Annotated in this window: 15 protein-coding genes; 2 read left to right on the top strand and 13 right to left on the bottom strand. The window is 65.1% G+C overall.

All coding sequences use genetic code 11. The features are described from left to right. Nucleotides 1–280 precede the first annotated feature (280 nt). The gene (locus tag AUCHE_RS06710) at nt 281–931 is read left to right on the top strand and encodes a GntR family transcriptional regulator (protein WP_006502529.1); all 651 of its coding nucleotides are present in this window, start codon (nt 281–283) and stop codon (nt 929–931) included. A 69-nt stretch (nt 932–1,000) separates the two neighbouring features. Here AUCHE_RS06710 and AUCHE_RS06705 read toward each other — a convergent pair whose 3' ends face one another. The 13 genes from AUCHE_RS06705 to AUCHE_RS06645 all read right to left on the bottom strand — a co-directional run bounded on the left by AUCHE_RS06705 (nt 1,001) and on the right by AUCHE_RS06645 (nt 11,760). After that, nucleotides 1,001–1,534 (bottom strand): hypothetical protein, encoded by a 534-nt coding sequence (locus AUCHE_RS06705; RefSeq protein WP_006502528.1) that lies wholly within the window; start codon nt 1,532–1,534, stop codon nt 1,001–1,003. Continuing rightward, nucleotides 1,509–3,557: a flagellar biosynthesis protein FlhA gene (flhA, locus tag AUCHE_RS06700; protein WP_006502527.1), complete on the bottom strand. Its 2,049-nt coding sequence runs from the start codon at nt 3,555–3,557 to the stop codon at nt 1,509–1,511. The genes AUCHE_RS06705 and flhA overlap by 26 nt, the downstream gene beginning before the upstream one ends. 72 nt (nt 3,558–3,629) lie before the next feature. Next, the gene (locus AUCHE_RS06695) at nt 3,630–4,829 is read right to left on the bottom strand and encodes an EscU/YscU/HrcU family type III secretion system export apparatus switch protein (protein ID WP_006502526.1); all 1,200 of its coding nucleotides are present in this window, start codon (nt 4,827–4,829) and stop codon (nt 3,630–3,632) included. Nucleotides 4,830–4,835: 6 nt separating this feature from the next. Further along, on the bottom strand, nt 4,836–5,630 hold the full coding sequence (locus AUCHE_RS06690; RefSeq protein WP_006502525.1) for a flagellar biosynthetic protein FliR: 795 nt from the start codon (nt 5,628–5,630) through the stop codon (nt 4,836–4,838). Next, nucleotides 5,627–5,899: a flagellar biosynthesis protein FliQ gene (gene fliQ, locus AUCHE_RS06685; RefSeq protein WP_006502524.1), complete on the bottom strand. Its 273-nt coding sequence runs from the start codon at nt 5,897–5,899 to the stop codon at nt 5,627–5,629. The genes AUCHE_RS06690 and fliQ overlap by 4 nt, the downstream gene beginning before the upstream one ends. Before the next feature lie 11 nt (nt 5,900–5,910). After that, nucleotides 5,911–6,867 (bottom strand): flagellar type III secretion system pore protein FliP, encoded by a 957-nt coding sequence (gene fliP, locus AUCHE_RS06680; protein ID WP_081578157.1) that lies wholly within the window; start codon nt 6,865–6,867, stop codon nt 5,911–5,913. Further along, nucleotides 6,860–7,327 carry a FliO/MopB family protein gene (locus AUCHE_RS15580; RefSeq protein ID WP_006502522.1) on the bottom strand — a complete coding sequence of 156 codons (468 nt, stop codon included), beginning with the start codon at nt 7,325–7,327 and terminating at the stop codon, nt 6,860–6,862. Before AUCHE_RS15580 ends, fliP begins: the two co-directional genes overlap by 8 nt. Then, a complete protein-coding gene (fliN, locus tag AUCHE_RS06670; protein WP_006502521.1) occupies nt 7,324–8,352 on the bottom strand; it encodes a flagellar motor switch protein FliN in 1,029 nt (342 codons plus the stop codon). Before fliN ends, AUCHE_RS15580 begins: the two co-directional genes overlap by 4 nt. Before the next feature lie 33 nt (nt 8,353–8,385). Next, nucleotides 8,386–9,255 (bottom strand): flagellar motor switch protein FliM, encoded by an 870-nt coding sequence (gene fliM / locus AUCHE_RS06665; RefSeq protein ID WP_006502520.1) that lies wholly within the window; start codon nt 9,253–9,255, stop codon nt 8,386–8,388. A 73-nt stretch (nt 9,256–9,328) separates the two neighbouring features. Then, nucleotides 9,329–9,811 carry a flagellar basal body-associated FliL family protein gene (locus AUCHE_RS06660; protein ID WP_006502519.1) on the bottom strand — a complete coding sequence of 161 codons (483 nt, stop codon included), beginning with the start codon at nt 9,809–9,811 and terminating at the stop codon, nt 9,329–9,331. A 12-nt stretch (nt 9,812–9,823) separates the two neighbouring features. Continuing rightward, nucleotides 9,824–10,723 (bottom strand): OmpA family protein, encoded by a 900-nt coding sequence (locus AUCHE_RS06655; RefSeq protein ID WP_006502518.1) that lies wholly within the window; start codon nt 10,721–10,723, stop codon nt 9,824–9,826. 1 nt (nt 10,724) lies between these two features. Then, complete coding sequence (locus AUCHE_RS06650) at nt 10,725–11,504, bottom strand: motility protein A (protein WP_006502517.1); 780 nt, start codon at nt 11,502–11,504, stop codon at nt 10,725–10,727. Between the two features lies 1 nt (nt 11,505). Then, on the bottom strand, nt 11,506–11,760 hold the full coding sequence (locus tag AUCHE_RS06645) for a flagellar FlbD family protein (protein ID WP_006502516.1): 255 nt from the start codon (nt 11,758–11,760) through the stop codon (nt 11,506–11,508). Between the two features lie 371 nt (nt 11,761–12,131). On the opposite strand from AUCHE_RS06645, the gene AUCHE_RS06640 reads away from it, so the two are divergent. Further along, a partial coding sequence (locus AUCHE_RS06640) for an alpha/beta fold hydrolase (protein ID WP_006502515.1) occupies nt 12,132–13,563 on the top strand: 1,432 nt, incomplete at its 3' end.

Below are 13,563 nucleotides of genomic sequence, written 5' to 3'. Positions count from 1 at the left end.
AGGAACCGCTCTACCGCGACCATCCCCCAGACCCGTCACCCACTGCCTTTGCCCTCCGACAAGTCAACAAGTCGGACGACCGACCACCAATAAGAAATGAAATACCTGATCGACAAAACAGGTCAATCGTTCAAGGCAAAAAACTCTATCAGCACGCGCCGGAATTGCGAAAGGGTTCCGAAAAAGCTACCGTCGTATCTATCGACAAAATCTTGACAGACCGTGGGAATCAACGGCTCAAGGTATGGGGCGCGGACGGTCGAGGCACGAGAGGGGAAGCATGAACCGACACATGTCGGCCACCGATCGCGCTTATCACGACACACGAGAGCGCATCATCGACGGCAGACTCGGCGGTGGAGACATCATCACCGAAGGCCAGGTCTCCACCGCGCTGGGCGTCAGCCGCACCCCCGTACGAGAAGCCTTCCTCCGCCTGCAGGCAGAAGGCTTTCTCGAGCTCTACCCCAAGCGAGGCGCAGTCGTCGTCCCCATCTCCCCCAACGAGGCCACCTCGGTCTCCGAAGCCCGGGAACTCATCGAGACCTTCGCCATCACCAAACTGCTCACCGAAAGTGATCGAGCACCTCAAGAATTAGTCGACTCCCTGTGGGAGAACATCACCGAGCAATCCCGACACTCCCGCGCAAAAGATCTCCCCTCATTCACTGCCGCCGACGCCAACTTCCACCTCGCGATCGTCGCAGCCGCCCAAAATGCTCATCTCACCGGACTTTATGCCGCGCTACGAGACCGCCAGAAAAGAATCACCATGACCACCTCGCACAAATTGCCGGTGGACCTGGAAGAGATCGTGGAAGACCACCAACGACTCGTCCGATTCCTCGAAGAAGGCGACCTCGACCCCGCACTCAGCATCGTCCGCGCACACATGCGAGCCAGCCGACGCGAAGCCACCCGACGACGCTGACCACAAACACCACCCCAACGGTGTGGGGCCCGGCGCGAAGCGCCGGGCCCCACACCGTCCCCTTGAAGATCACGCCGCCGGGCTCCCCTTCTCCCCGGCCGCCGGCGGCTCCTCCACCGGCCCCACCGAATCCACCGGAGGAATCGGCGCAGGCGGCTCCACCGGATCCAAGGCATACGGATCCCGCACCGGAAGATCATCCCCCACCACCGTGCCGGTCAACGGATTCGGCGTCTGCCCGGTCATCACGTCGAAAGCCTGCTCCGGAGGCAGCTCCACCACCGCCTTCACCTCCTTCGGCCGCATCGAATCAAACACCGCATACACCAGATTCGACAGCAACCAGGAGACCGCCAAAGCAGCCAACACCCGCACCATCATCGCGTCGAAACGCAGACCACCCGACATGTACATCGACACCGTCGGCAAGGACATCAACGCCGCGACCACCACGACCACCGCGAAAGGCACCCCCTGCGGCCCCGGATCGACCACCAAGTGCGCGCGCGCAACCTCAGGCTCGCCCTTCCGTCCTCGACGGCCACGCTTCTTCTTGCCGCCTGCCGCACCCTCCGGCTCAGGCCGCCGTGACTTCCTGGACATTCACCACCCCTGCAGTGATCAACGTGAGCTGGCCACCCAGCTCGGCGTAGGAAAGCACCGGGAGACGCGGCGACGTGGCCTCCACCAGACGGCGCACCGGAAGACGTAGCGGCTGCGCGCACACCAGCACCGCCGGGTCGCCAGCGGCCTCGCTCTCCGCGGCGATCCGCCCCGCCTCCAAGGCCAGATGCTCCGAGAGCACCGGGTCGAGCATCAAGAACATGCCGCCGTCCCCGGCTCGCAGACACTCCAACAGTCGCTGCTCCAACATCGGGTCGAAAGTGATCACCGGGAGACGCCCGTCCGACGCATGAGCCATCGCGATCGCCGCACCCAGCGCGCCCCGGGCCGCCTCGACCAGGCCGTCCGAATCAGTACTCACCTTGGCCCGCAAGGACATCGCCTCGAAGATGCGGACCAGGTCGCGGATGCACACCCGTTCGTCGAGCAGCGCCTGCAAGGTGCGTTGGATCTCACCGAGCGTCAACGGTTGCGGAGTCAACTCCTCGATGACCACCGGATGGTCCTGCTTGACCATGTCGACCAGCATCTTCACGTCCTCGCGGCCCAAGAGTTGCGCGGCATAGGTGCGCACCACCTCGGCCATGTGAGTCGTCACCACGGACGACCGGTCCACCACCGTGGCATTGGCCAGAGCCACATGTTCGCGCAGTTCAGCCGGAACCCACTTGGCGTCCAGGCCGAAGACCGGCTCCTTGGTGACCATGCCGGGCAGGCCCTCCAACTCGTCGCCGATGGCCAGCACCATGCCCGCCGGGGCCTGACCTCGAGCCACCTCCACACCGTGCACCCGGATCGCATAATGACGCGGCGGCAGATCCAGATTGTCCCGAGTGCGGACCAGCGGCACCACGATGCCGATCTCCTGAGCCAATTTGCGTCGCAGAGCCCGGACCCGGTCCAGCAGATCCCCACCGGAGGAAGTGTCCACCAGGTCGATGAGGTCGTAGGCCAACTCCAGCTCCAACGGCTCCACCCGCATGTCCTGCGCGATGGCCATCGGGCTGTCCTTCTGCGGCTCCCGCGGCAGCTCCTGCTCCACCTCGACCTGCTCGGGTTCCTTCCCGGCAGCCGGCAACCGCAGGCCCACCAACACCGCCAGACCGCCGATCAACAGGAAGGGCAACTTCGGCAGCCCGGGAACCAGACCCACCGCGATCACCGCGCCGCCGGCCAGGATGATCGCCTGACGCTGCCGGGCGAACTGCGACAACAGATCCGTGCCCATGTCGTTCTCGGTCGTCGCCCGGGTCACGATCAGACCCGTGGAGATCGACAACAACAACGCCGGGATCTGCGAGACCAGACCGTCACCGATCGACAACAGCGAATAGGTGGACACCGCGTCACCGATGGCCATCCCCCGCTGCATCACGCCGATGATCAGACCACCGATCAAGTTGACCAAAGTGATCACGATCGCCGCGATGGCATCGCCCTTCACGAACTTCGACGCGCCGTCCATCGCCCCGTAGAAGTCCGCCTCGGCGGCGACCTCCTTACGTCTGCGCCGCGCCTCGTCCTCGTCGATCAACCCCGAGTTCAGGTCGGCGTCCACCGCCATCTGCTTACCGGGCATCGCGTCCAAGGTGAACCGGGCCGCCACCTCCGCGACCCGACCGGCACCATTCGTGATCACCACGAACTGGATGACCATCAGGATCACGAAGATGACCATGCCGACCACGAGAGAACCACCGACCACGAAATGGCCGAACGACTCGATGACCTTGCCCGCATAACCGTCCAACAGGACCAGCCGGGTCGCCGCCAGGTTCATCGCCAACCGGAACAACGTCGCGATCAACAACAACGCCGGGAAGATCGCAAAATCGAGAGGTTTCGTCACCGCCAGGCTCACCAGCATGATCAGGATCGACAAGGTGATGTTGAACACCAACAACATGTCGAGCAGGAGCGCCGGCATCGGCACGACCATCATCACGACGATGCCGATGATGAGCGCCGGTACGCCGACCTGAGCTAAACGGTTCGACTTCACATGACCTCACGAGGGGAGACGGTCGTCCACGACCCACCGGCGGCTGACCTCCTGCCATTCGGCACCCGCCCCTCAGATCTGAGAGCCCCCAGGACACGCCCCGGCATCCGGTTCCGTTTCCACCGAAAGGCCCCGGATGCCCAGGGCGTCATCGGTGAGATCGTCCGGGAGGTCCTCGCCGTACGGGTTCTCCACCGGGCTGTCGTGCTCACCCGAAGCACGGCCCATCTCGTCCAGATAGAAGACGAAGGCGATGACCTGGGCGATGGCGTCGTACAGGTCCGGGGGGATCACCTGATCCACCTCGCACAACTTGTACAACATGCGCGTCGTGATCGGATCACGCACGATCGGGACGTCATGGGCCTGCGCCTCCTCACGGATACGCACCGCCAGATGGCCCGCGCCCTTCGCCACCACCTTGGGCGCGCCGCCACCCGTCTCGTAGGACAAGGCCACCGCCACATGGGTCGGATTCGCCATGACCACCGTCGACTCACCCACCGCGGCCATCATGCGGCGACGGCCCATCTCCCGCTGCTTCGCCTTGATGGCCCCCTTCAGGTGCGGGTCGCCCTCCTGCATCTTCGATTCCCGTTTGATCTCGTCCTTCGTCATCATCAAGGACTTCTCGATCCGCCGCTTCTCCACGATCCAGTCGGCCGCCGCGATCACCAGACCGGTCACCGCGATCATCCGCAGGATCGTCATCGCCGAATCGGCGCCCACCGAGGCCACGCTCGACAAGGACCAGGCCCCGGTACCGGTGATCGACGTGACCACGCCGGTCATCACCATGTAGGCGACCGTCCCGAAGACCACGAACTTGATCAACGTCTTCGCCAAGGTCCACATGCCCTGCATCGCGAACATGTTCTTCAACCCCGGGCCCGGATTCAGCTTCTTCCACTTCGGTTTGAACCGTTTCGAGGACACACTCAACCCGCCCTGCACGACATGCCCCATCACCCCCAGGAACATGCAGGCGAAAGCGATAGGCCCCACCGTCTTCGCGAAACCCCACATCGCCGAGAGCAGCACCGGCTCCAACTGCAGGACGTCGGGCCGCCTCATCAACGACTCACCGTCGCGGAACAGACCGGTGAAGACATCCCGCAACGAACCGACCGTGTACGGACCCAAGGCCACGAAGGCCAAGACCGTCAACCACGCCGACAGATCCGGGGTCTTGGCGACATTGCCCTCGTCCTTGGCTTCCTTACGACGTTTCGGCGTGGGTTTCTCGGTCTTGCTGTGTTTGTCCTCGGCCACCGCCCCTCACCCCCCGAAGAAACGATCGATCGGGACCATCTCGTCGACCACCCGGCCCACCAACATCGACACCGCGCTGGGCAGCAAGGAGACCGCCACACTGGCCAGCGCCACCGTCAACACCGTCTTGACCGGGAACGCCAGCTGGAAGATGTTCAGACTCGGAACCGCCCGACTGACCAGACCCAACGCCAGATCCGCCAGGACCAGCACCACCACGATCGGCCCGGAGATCTCCATGGCCGCCACGAAGAACGTACTCAGATTGGACACCCCCATCCGGGCGACGTCCCCCCACAGCGGCGGATGCATCGGCGCCAGATGAAACGAAGTCAACAAGCCGCGCAACATCACCAGATGACCCCCGGAAGCCACCAACAGGGTCGTCCCGATCAAGTACTCGATCCGGCCGAAGACCCCGCTCTGCGTATTCGACATCGGGTCGAGCAGCTGACTCATCGTGAACATGCTGAACAGGTCGACCAGATCGCCGGCAGCCTGCACGGCGGAGAAGAACACCAGAGCGACAAAACCCATGAAAGCCCCGGTCAGGAAGTGATAGGTCACCGCCCACACCAAGGAAGGCATGTCCGGGAAGGTGGCGCTGCCCGCCACCGTCGGCGCGAGCGCGAACGAGATCGCCATCGCCAACGCGCCCTTCACCCGCATCGGCACCGTCCGGCCGTTGAACGGCGGAGCCACCACCAGGAAGGCGAGCACCCGGACCATGACCAGCAGATGCGCGATCAACAGGTCGTAGGGCGCGCTGACGCCCAAGGCCATCGGGGCCGCGCCGTTCATGTCTTCAACATCGTCGGGAGGTCGAGGATGATCTGCCGGGTGAAGGAGACCATCTCCCCCATCATCCAGTTACCCAGCAGGAGGAGCACGAAAGCCACCGCGATGACCTTCGGCACAAAGGTCAAGGTCATCTCCTGCACCTGGGTGACCGCCTGGATCAACGAGATCGCGAAACCGATCACCAAGGTCACCAGCAGGATCGGCCCGGCGACCTTCGCCCCCAGGTACATCGCCTGTACCCCCAGGTACATCACCTGATTGTCGGTCATCGCCCGGGCCCCTATCGATAACTCGTGATCAAGGCCGTCGTGACCAGGGACCACCCGTCGACCATCACGAAGAGCAACAGTTTGAAGGGCAACGAGATCATCACCGGGGGCAGCATCATCATGCCCATGCTCATCAGGACCGAACCGACCACCAGGTCGATCACCAGGAAGGGGATGAAAATGACGAAACCGATGATGAAAGCGCTCTTCAGCTCGGACAGCACGAAGGCCGGGATCAGGGTCTTGAAGTCGGTGTCCTTCTTGTTCTTCGGCTGTTCCGACCGGCTCATCTTGATCATGGTCTGCAGTTCCATGTCACCAGTGTGCTCGGCCATGAAGAGCTTCAACGGTTCACCGCCGCGCTCCACCGCCACGTTCAACTCCACCTGATTGTTCAGATACGGTTGCAAGCCCTTCTCGTTCATCTGGGTCAGCACCGGTGACATCACGAACAGACTGAGGAAGAGCGCCAACCCGGCCAGCACCTGGTTCGGCGGAATCGTCGGCGTCCCCAAGGCGTTACGCGTCAACGAAAGCACCACCGCGATCTTCGTGAACGACGTACACAGCAACAGCAGCGACGGAGCCACCGACAGGATCGTCATCAACAGGATGATCTGCACCACCTGGTTACGCCCGGCAGCACCCCCGTCGACGGAGACCTTCACCTCCCCGGGCCGACCCGGCGGGGACGGCGTCGGCACCACCGGGTCCGGTGCGGGCAACAGCCCCGGCAACATCGCCGACGCAGGAACAACGCCCACCGGCGTCCCGGTCATCGAAGCAGCGATCGCCGACGACGAAGACACGGACGAGACAGCGACGAACGCAGCCTGAGCCGGGACCGCCTGCGCAGCCGCGACCGGGGCCCCCACGACGAGAGCCACACCGGCTGCCCCTGCGAAAATCCACCGGGAGAACGCGCGCCAGGACGGGCTGCGACCGGCGTGAACATCGAGGTCATCCATGACGTCCGTCCCCACCGTCTCGACCTGCCCCGACGAAACCACTGCGACGGGCCAGTGCGCCGGCAGCTGACCGCATCGCCTCAGCGAAGACGGCGCCGTCGCTGCGAGCCCCGGAAGAAAAGGGCTGGAGCGGCCCCCGCTCCCCGGCCACCGAGCCGCTGTCCTCCTCCGGTGCCCGCGACGGCAAGGTGTCCGGGTCGACCCGGGACAACAGAGTCACCCCGGTGTCGGCGACCCCGAGCACCAGGATCTCCTCACCGACCTCGACCACCGCCACCGAAGCGTGTCGGGACAGGCCGATCCGGTTGAGCAGCACGAGCGGAACCTGCACGCCGGGACGGCGCCACAACGACCCCTGCCGCCGGTTGACCACCCGCGCGGCCCAGACGATCAACGCCAGGACCACCGTCAGGGAGATCACCATCCGCAGGGCGAGGGCGACAGCCGATGTGTCGTTCACGCGCTGACCCGCCCCTCACCCTCCGGGCTGCAGATCTCACTGATCCGGACCGCGAACTCCTCGTCGACCACGACCACCTCGCCGTGCGCGATCAACTTGCCGTTCACCAGGACGTCCACCGGGGCGCCGGCGGCGCGGTCCAGTTCGATGATCGAGCCGGGGATGAGCCCCAGGATCTGCTGCACCGGCATCCGGGTGCGGCCCAGCTCCACGCTGACCCCCATCATCACGTCGCGCAGCAGGTCGATCCGCCGTGGATCCACCGAATAGGTGAAGGCGCCGGTCAACGGGGCCAAGGTCATCGACGGGGCATCGGCCGGCCCGTGCGGGTCACGCGGCGGAGGCGGGACGTAGACGCCCTGCTGAGCCGGGTCACCGCCGGGCACCGGACCGCCGGGGGCGCCCACGGGTGCGGCAGCGCCCGCCGACAGGTCCGTGTCGGCGGCCATGGCCTCGGCCGTCTCCGCGCCGGCGGCGTCGGGGAGCTCTCCCTCGCCGTCACCGGGTTCCTCGCCCTCGGCTTCGGCCTCGGCCGCCTGGATCGCCGCGGCCAGTTGGGCTGCGGCCCCCTGACCGGTGGACTTCGCCGGCAGAGTCATCAACAATGCGGCCAACGTCTGCCCGCGGAACAAACCGACGACATTGCACTCGTCGGCCTTCTCCAAGGCGTCGAAGGCGTCGGTCATGTGGATCTGCCCGGCTTTGAACGCGCCGAGAGGCTCCTGCAGGGCGGTGAGCGCCTGACTCAAGGCCTCCGTCCACTTGGTGCGCGCCTCGCTGCGGTCCAGGATCTCCCCGGTGGCGTGATCGACCAGCCCCGTCACGATCAGGATGACCGTGCCGACCTCGCCGGCGTCCTTCACCACGCATTCGATGCCGTACGCACCACCGGGCAGGGACAGGGTCGTCGCCTGGATGGCCGACAGCGGCTCCAGGGTGAGCTCGGCCGAATCGGCGAAGTGGCTCGGCAGCACCCCGGCCGCAGCCATCAGGGCGGTGTCGAGTTCTTCGTTCAGGGAGGACATCGGCGGTTCCTTCACGGCAGAGTGGGGCGGGGATCAGACAGCGATGATCTGGCAGGCCAGTCGGCTGCCGTGGCTTCCGGGGACAGCGGTGCCGACCGGGACCCCGTCCGCGGAGAGGGTCAACGGCTGGTTGGTGGGATGACGCAACGGCAGGACGTCGCCGACCTGCAGGTCGAGCACTTCGCTGCTGGTCAACTGGATGGGTTCGAAGGCCACGGTCACGACCACCGGGACCTCGTGCATGCGCTCGTTCAACGCCTTGGCCGCGGCCGCCTGCGGCCCGGTCAGTTCCTGAGGCTTGGCCTTGAGGACGTCCAGGACGGGAGCGACCGTGGAGACCGGCATGCACAAGGTCGCCGAGGAGACCAGGTCACCGATCCGGATCTCGAAGTCCGAGACCACCATCGGATCCTGGGGCGGTGCCAGCTGCAGCAGCTGCACATCGGACTCCAGCGATTGCACGGTCGCTTTGACCGGCGCCAGGGTGTCGAAGGCGTAGGTGAGCTCCCGGACGATGCGTTGGACGAGGTTGCGGATCAAACCCGCCTCGATGTCCGACAACGCCCGGCTGGGCTGTTCGTCCGTGCCCGGGCCGCCCAGCAGCCGGTCGATGATGCTCATCACGACGTTCATCGGCATCTGGAAGACACCGTCGCCGCCCATCGGGGTGAACTCGACGACCGCCAGCAAGGACGGATTGGGCAGATTGCTCGAGTAGTTGTCGTAGGTGACCTGCTCGACGGTGTTCAACGCGGAGTGGCCGACGATCCGCAGGGTCGTCGACAACACCGTCGCCATCTGCCGGGCGAAGGTCTCGTTGACCATCTGCAGCGCACGAACCTGTTCACGGCTGAACCGGCTGGGGCTGCGGAAGTCGTAGAGGACTGGGGTGCCGCCGTTCACGATGCCTCTGATCGGCTCGAAACGGCTGTATCTGAGTCGATTACGTCGACCGAACGGGTGTCCACCAGCGTCCTCACTGCATCACGAAATCAGTGAAGTAGACCTTGATGACCTTGCCCTCGTAACGCTCCTTGACCTCCTTGGTCAGCGTCTCCTGGGCTTTCTCCTTGTTCTCCGGTTTGAGGAGTTGCTCCATCGTGTAATGCCCGAGGATCCCGATCGCGGCGTCCCGGGCCTTGGACCCGTCGAAGGCCTTCAACGCCTTCTCCCCGCCGGCCTTCTGCGTGGCCTCCTCGGAGAGTTGAAGGGCCAGTTTCATCTTCAGGTACTTGCCGTCGGACAGGTTCAAGGTCATGTCCTCGGCGAGGGCGACGACCGCGCCCGGCTCCTTGGACAGGTCCTTCGGGGCCTCCTTGGGGCCCAGGACCATCTTGAAGACGAGCCCGGCCACGACCATCACCACCAGCGCGGTGGCCGCGATGACGATGATCATCTTCTTGCCCCCGCCCTTGGCGGCCCCGCCCTCGGCAGGGGTGGCGTCCTGATCTTTTGACATGTTCTCCAGCTCCTAGTGGGAAGGGTGCTCGCTCGGCGAGGCGATCGGCGAGGACGAGGCGATAGGCGAGGGCGAAGCGATCGGGGTCGACGGGGTCAGCGGCTGTGTCACATTGGCCAGGACCACGATGGCGACCCGCCGGTTGCGGGAACGGCCCTGCTCGGTGTCATTCGTGTCGATCGGACGTTGCTCCCCGTAACCGGCCAGGGAGACCCGGCTCTCGGGAAGTCCGTCGGCGAGCAGACGCTGCAGGACGCTGGCCGCCCGGGCCTGGGAGAGTTCCCAGTTCGATCGGAAGGCCCCGCTGTGGATCGGCACATTGTCCGTATGTCCTTCGACGGTGAGCCGGTTCGGCAGGTTCTTGATGGTCGGGGCGATCAGGTCGAGGACCTGGGTACCGGAAGGACGCAAGGAGGCCTGTCCGGTCTCGAAGAGCACCTTGTCGGTGATGATGTTGACCACCAGGCCGCGTTCGTCGACATTCATCTGTACGGCGTCCTTCAAGCCTTTGCCGGACAGTTCCTGGTCGATCTGTTTCTTCAGCTGCTCCAGACGTTCCTTCTCGTCGGACTGCGCCTTCTGCCGAGCCTGTTCGGCAGCGACCATCTCCGCAGCCTTCTTCGGGTCGAGCTGCTGGGCCCCGTCGGGATTCGGCGGCTTCTGGGCCTTCATGATCCCGTCCGACCCGGCGTCCGTACCGCCCTTGCCGTTGAGGACGACCGAGCCGGAGCCACCGAAGGCCTGGTTGGCGCCCTGCGCGAACTGGAGGAATTTGGCCTGGTCGACCTTGCTGACCGCGAACATCACGATGAACAGGGCGAGGAGCAGGGTGAGCATGTCGGCGTAGGAGATCATCCAGCGCTCGTGATTGGCGTGAGGTTCCGGCTCGGGTGCTCTCTTCTTCTTCGCCACCTCAGGCCGCCTTCGTGTCTTTGCCCTTCGCCCCGGCCGAGGCCGGCAGCGAGGAACGCAGTTTCTGTTCGACGACCCGCGGCGAGGTGCCGGCGGCGACCGCGAGGACACCCTCGACGATCATCTCCATGTTCTTGACCTCGAGCTGGCTGATCCGCTTGAGCTTCGCGGAGACCGGGAGCCAGACCGCGTTGGCGATGAAGACACCCCACATGGTGGCGACGAAGGCGGAGGCGATCATCTCGCCCAGCGCGGCGACATCGTCCAGGTTTCCGAGGGCGTGGATCAGACCGAGGACGGCGCCAACCACACCGATGGTGGGGGCATAGCCACCCATCGCCTCGTAGAAGGCGACACCGATCTTGTCCTGGTCCTTCTTCGCGTCGATCCGCATCATCAGGAGTTCTTCGATCTCGGCGGCGTCGGTGCCGTCGACCGTCATCTGGATGCCCTCCTTGAGCAGAGGGTCCTCGATCTCCTTGGCCATGTCCTCCAGGGCGAGCAGACCTTCGCGGCGGGCCCGGTCAGCCATCTTCACGATGACGTCGACCAGTTCGCTGCCGTCTGGAGCCTTGCCGGCGAAGGCCCGTTGCAGGCCCTTGAGCGCGATGGCGTACTCGGAGAGGAGCAGGCCGCCGGCGGCCGCGCCGAAGGTGCCGACGAAGATGAGGACCAGCGGGGCCGGGAGCAGCAGGTGGCTGATGGACACGCCGTCGAGCAGTGCGGTGACGAAGACGGCGATGGTGACGACGCCGACGCCGATCAGTGTTCCAAGGTCCACGTCATCGCTCCGTCGTCGTCGAGATCGAGTGCAGGCGCACCGGGGGTGCGGGGGCCGCGTGGGGCGAGGTCGATGCGGTCAGCACCGCGGCCCGGAAGTGGCAGACCTTCGCGACGATGTCGTCCACCGATTCGGCCACCACGTACTTCGTGCCACTGACCAGGGTCACCACGGTGTCCGGTGTCGCCTCGACCCGTTCGATGAGGTCGGGGTTGAGCGCAAACGTCGTCCCGTTGCGACGTGTCACAGTGATCATGAGTCTTCCGTCCGTGGAGTCTGCGAGAAGTGGCCGTCAGGCCTGCGCACGTCCTATCGACAGCCACCCAAGTGAGCTGAGAGCGGGAAGTGCCCTGCCGGGCAAGGCCTCCGTCTCGGAGAGGAGGAAGCGTGCGGCGAGGGAGGGCCTGGCGCCGAGGGCAGATCGGCAGGAGCCAGACATTTCCCAGGAAAAGTCCGGCAATTTGTCACTGGACCGTGACCCCAGGAACCTGAACAGGTGTCCGGTTCGTTCAGTAGACTTCTGGCTCATACAAACTCATCGGAGCGCCCCCGTCGCCAGCCGTGTTTCGCCTCCGGGAGGCGCTCCCCGTGTCATCTCACATACCCCCTCCGGGAGGAGCTTTTCCCGTGCGTGCTGCTGTTGCCGCCCTGGCCGCATCCGCCATCACTTTCGCCATGCTCCCCGCCACCTCACAGGCTGCGGGCGTCCCCACCGAGGCCAACGGGCAGAAAAAACCCGCCGCGCCGTCGAACGGCCCGGACATGTCCAAGGTGAAGGTCCCCACCCTCAAGTGGGCCGCCTGCGACGAGGACAAGACCCTGCAATGTGCGACCGCACTGCTGCCGGTCGACTACTCGAAGCCCGACGGCCCCAAGTTCGCCATCTCGGTCGCCAAGAAACCGGCGACCGGCAAGGACAAGAAGGGATCCATCTTCGTCAACCCCGGCGGTCCCGGGGAGAGCGCCTCGACGAAACTGCCCAAGATGGCCGGCGCCCTCGGCAAGAACGTCGGGGCACAGTACGACATCATCGGGGTCGACCCGCGCGGTGTCTTCCCCTCGCCGCTGGCCGCCTGCTGGAGCAAGAAGGAAGAACCCAAGGTCCACCCCGGCGACTACCCGACCCAGCCCGATCACGAGAAGATGAAGCTCGAGCACGACGGTTACGTGCGCACCGCCTGCGCGGAGAGCAGCCGCCCGCTCATCGACCACATGTCGACCGCGCAGACCGTCCGCGATCACGAGATGATCCGGCGGGCCGTGGGTGACAAGCAGTTCAACTACTTCGGGGTGTCCTATGGCACCTACCTGGGCGCGACCTATGCGGCGCTCTTCCCGAACACGGTGGGCCGGATGACCGTGGACAGCGTGGTCGACCCCATCGGCTGGTCCACCGGGGAGAAGGGCAAGGAGCAGGTCCCGGTGACCGCCCGGGTCCACTCGGGCGCCGGCTCCCTGGACGCCATCCAGTCCGCCATCGCCGAGTGCAAGAAGGCCGGACCGAAACGCTGCCCCGAAGCCCCCACCATCGAGAAGGCGTGGAAGGAGAGCCTCGAGATCCTCAAGAAGGGTCCGGTCAAACAGGGTGACGACACCCATTGGCTCTCGGACTTCTTGCACACCACGAGCGTCTCGCTGTACGAGGCCGACATGATCCCGCAGTTGATGACCTCCATCAACGACTCCTGGAAGCTCTTCACCCAGAAGAAGAAGCCCTCGGTCACCATGAAGCAGACCGCGGAGGAGGCCCGTAAGAAGTCCACGGTCAAGCCGCCGCTCGGTTTCGCTCCTGCCGGGGAGAAGCCGGTCGAGCCCGGTCCGCGCACCCCGGACGACGCGAAGTGGACCGAGAAGATCCAGCAGATCGGCGTCATGTGCTCCGACTCGGTCAATCCGAAGGACCCGAAGGCCTGGCAGAAGTTCGCCAACTCTCCTGAAGCACAGAAGAACCCCTTCGTGCAGATGTGGACCTGGAAGTCTTCGATCTGCGCCGGCTGGCCCGGACAGGACAAGAACGTCTACCGCGGACCGTTCAACGTCAAGCCCGCCAACCCGCTGC

The sequence above is a fragment of the Austwickia chelonae NBRC 105200 genome (genome assembly GCF_000298175.1).
Classification (GTDB): domain Bacteria; phylum Actinomycetota; class Actinomycetes; order Actinomycetales; family Dermatophilaceae; genus Austwickia; species Austwickia chelonae.
Note: the sequence above shows the minus strand (reverse complement) of the source record. Positions and strands in the feature narration are given on the sequence as shown.